Consider the following 2735-nt stretch of genomic DNA (forward strand, 5'->3'; position numbering starts at 1 on the left):
AAGCTTACCAATGATCTCAGACGCTATATCAGGTCTTACTCCTTTTAATCTTAAGACAATAAGATTTTCTTTGTCATGAATATTTGATTTAAAGAATCTCTCGTCGATAGGCGGATTTAAAATCATTAATTTGCCTCTAAGGCTTTCTACGACAACATTATGTTTATTATAGTATGTGAAAAGAGTGTAAGTATAAACACTGTTAAATAGGACATGATTTGCTCTCTCTATAAGCTCGAGAGATATACGGTTATAAAAGTTGCCTATCATTTTGAGGTAGTAATAATAAATAGGGTTTATTGGCTTACCCAACGCAGGCCCTATTACGAGGGACGAGTCCCGTGGGTTTTGAGACGCAACCATCCAAAATGGGTAATGCATGTACAGCACGTCACCTGATGCTAACAGCTCATTAAATTTTGTATTCACAACAACACTCCTCTTCTTATCAACTCTTAATTTCTTCAACGCCAAAGTAGCTACCACTCCCTGTAAAAGCGCTTTATTTAATGAGGGTATTCCCTCAACGACCGGAATTTCATGAATAGCCAATTTACTACACTTACTATCATTATTGTGTTCTCTGCACAGTAGTTTTGGAAGAAGACCTTTATTGAAAGTGAGGATATCTACGTATAAAGATTCATTTAGTAGTACTTTAACTATACCTAATGAAACTCTTTCAGCTCCGCCTAAGACCCTATAAGTGGGATGAACCACTATTACTCTACTCGACGTAATTTTCGCACACGCTTCTACTCGTTTTTATAATTATTGTGTTGGAGGAGACGCATGTAAGTTTTACTTTACAGATTTTACACATCAGCTATTACATCATCAATTTGGTTCATAATATTTAAGTAGGATCTCGCCACAGCATACCACGATAAAATGCTTTCTGTCAACACTCTTCTACTCTCTTGAAGAGCCAAAAAAATAGCCTTTGTAAGGTTATGAGAAAAATCGTAATTGATCACATGGACTATGTACTTTTCCAAACCAGCTAGCGAGAGGTATTCAGGGTTTCCACCCACGTTTGTGGCTACCACGGGCGTTCCACATGCCAGTGATTCTGGGATGACTAAGGGGGCTCCTTCCGAGTATGAGGGCACTAATGTTAGGTCTGCAGCGTTGTAAAGTAGAGGTAGTTTATCTTGTTGCACGTAGCCCAGGAAACTCACGTTGTTCTCGAGTCCAAGGTTTTTAACCATTGCCTCAACGTATTCCCTGTAGCTTTTAGAACCCATTCTGCCGGCTACTATGAGAGTTATATCTTCTCCGTAAACCTTCTTCACTATCGCGAGTGCTTTTATAAGCGTGTGGGTACCTTTTATCGGCCCAGGATTCACGTGGAGCAAGACCTTGTCCTTGAGTCTGATCCTGAAAACCTCCTCTACAGAAGTTTTAGCGTAGTCCTTGTTCATAGGCTTAAACAAGTCCTTATCAACACCGTTTAGGATGGAGAAAACTCTGTGGCTCGGCACACCAGCGTCTACAAGTTCCCTCTTCGTATTCCTTGATACAGCTACGAGGTAAAGGTTTTTGTGTCGCCTGGTCATGTGGCTGTAGAGGGCCATGTCAAACTTGAATGTTGTGTAGATAGAGGTCATATACCTAACTCTATCAAACCCAAACATCGGGTGGTAACGCATGTACCTAACCTCGTTTGCGTAAGTGCCATGAATAACAGATATGATAGGAGTTCCTGAAACCCTGCTCAAGGCAATTATGAGAGGGCCATGAGTTATTATCACATCTGGGTTCTCTACCGCAACAACTTCTTCTATTATTTCTTGATTATGAAATCTGAACGTCAATGAGTACAAAGGGTCTTTAATCCTAACATCTTTAAGCTTGTAATACTTGGTAATTTCGAGGTCTTTGGGAGGCTTCTCTGGAGACAACAATATTACTTCATGGCCTAAACTTGTAAAAGCCTTTGTTAAGTTAAGGGATACATTACCCACACCACCGCTAAAGAAAGGAACTATATGTGCTATTCTTAGGCTCTCCATCGTAGCGCCTCCTAGCTAGCTCCAATGATGTCTCGATAGACTCTCAGCATTTTCTCCGCAACGGCCTTCCAGCTATATCTCTTGACTGCTATATCTCTAGCATTTCTACTTAATCTTTCTCTAAGATTATTATCCTCGATGAGAACCCTTAATTTAACAGCAAGATCTTTCCAGTTTCCTTTCTCAAAGAGCAATCCATCGAATTCGTTCTGGATCACATCAACTATGCCTCCAGCTTTAGACCCTATAACGGGTATCCCGCTTGCCATAGCCTCTAGTAAAACTAATGGAAAAGCTTCTGCAAGTGATGGTAGTACGAGGAAGTAAGCGTTTGAGTATAGGACTCTTAATGTCTCCTTGTCTACCGAACCTGTGAATAGCACCTTGTCTCCTAGTTTTCTACGCGAGTATTCAATGAGCGTTTTAGCGTAGTCAGATACCTTGCTTAAGTTGAATCTATCGGTTAGAGGCCCAGCTATGACGAGCCTAATACTCGAACGAAGATTTTCAGAGACTATCGCTTCAAACGCCTTCAATAGTATGTGAACGCCTTTGACTGGAGTAACTCTACCGACAAACAGCACGTATTCTTTTTCTGTTAGATCAAGCTTCTCCAAGACTCCACTTCCTGGTAGACCCGGTTTGAAGAAATCTGTGTCAACACCATTTGGTATCTCGTAAACTTTTGATCTAGGCACCCTAGCCTTCATGACGATCGCA

3 protein-coding genes are annotated in these 2735 nt (G+C 41.0%); all 3 read right to left on the reverse strand.

What is annotated here, in order from left to right:
- Positions 1–720: hypothetical protein (locus ACP5KC_RS09895; RefSeq protein ID WP_428287462.1), on the reverse strand; the 720-nt coding region annotated here is incomplete at its 3' end.
- Positions 721–815: 95 nt separating this feature from the next.
- On the reverse strand, positions 816–2015 hold the full coding sequence (locus ACP5KC_RS09900; RefSeq protein WP_428287463.1) for a glycosyltransferase family 4 protein: 1200 nt from the start codon (positions 2013–2015) through the stop codon (positions 816–818).
- Positions 2016–2026: 11 nt separating this feature from the next.
- The coding region (locus ACP5KC_RS09905) for a glycosyltransferase family 4 protein (RefSeq protein WP_428287464.1) at positions 2027–2735 on the reverse strand (709 nt) is incomplete at its 5' end.

The sequence above is a fragment of the Infirmifilum sp. genome, from assembly GCF_049970975.1.
GTDB classification, from domain to species: Archaea; Thermoproteota; Thermoprotei; order Thermofilales; family Thermofilaceae; genus Thermofilum; species Thermofilum uzonense.

Bases quoted from the DNA above. Each gene is read 5' to 3' on its own strand.
- ACP5KC_RS09900 (WP_428287463.1), bottom strand. From the start codon at position 2,015: ATGGAGAGCCTAAGAATAGCACATATAGTTCCTTTCTTTAGCGGTGGT.